At 66.3% G+C, this 697-nt stretch carries 1 protein-coding gene; it reads right to left on the reverse strand.

The genetic code is table 11. From position 1 onward, the window contains the following. Window positions 1-56: 56 nt before the first annotated feature. On the reverse strand, window positions 57-395 hold the full coding sequence (locus IEZ19_RS50085) for a DUF6281 family protein (RefSeq protein WP_189317997.1): 339 nt from the start codon (window positions 393-395) through the stop codon (window positions 57-59). Window positions 396-697: the final 302 nt, after the last annotated feature.

The following is a 697-nucleotide window of genomic DNA, read 5'->3' on the forward strand; positions in this document are numbered from 1 at the left end:
ATGCGGCCAACCCGCCCCCACACCCGAACCCCACCACAGAACCTAACAAAGCCCTACTAGCCCCGTGTCAGGGCCTTGACCTCCGGAGGCAGGCTGCCACCGGGTTGGACGGCGAGCAGCATGACCTCGTCCGAGGTGTACCGCACCGCGATGGCGATACGTGGATTCAAGCCGCCGACGGCATAGGCCGTGGTCGGTTCGGTCCCAACGGCATCGTCGTTGTGACCCGGTGTGTCATCGCAGGGCGGGAACTCAGCGGTGCCGAGTGCTTTGCCTACGGTGAAGTCGACGTTGGCCACCTGCGTATAGGTGCGGCCCCCGTACGTGGCCGCGATCGCGCATGACCCTCCGGCCTCCCCGCCACCGCCGTGCGCCGAACAGGCGACCGTCAGCACAGCCACGACCATGGCCATCACCGAGGACAACGGCAGCAACCGCGACCGCGTCGGCCTGTCGGCGTCGCGTCGGAGTGAAAGTCTGACTCGCATCAGTGGGGCTCCTTCTGGAGCGTGCGCGCTCCGTCTCACCGGGCACCGCGGAACCCGTGGGGAGTTCGGACCCCACGTGCGTCTCCCGATCAATTCATGAACATGACGGAGTGCGGAGCGGACGCGTTCACTCCGCTTTTGCGATCGCCCTAGGGCGCGTATCGAGTCGTGATCAATCTGTCGGATCCGCCCTCAGGGCAGGGTCTGGA

It is taken from the genome of Streptomyces brasiliensis (genome assembly GCF_014647875.1).
GTDB lineage: Bacteria > Actinomycetota > Actinomycetes > Streptomycetales > Streptomycetaceae > Streptomyces > Streptomyces brasiliensis.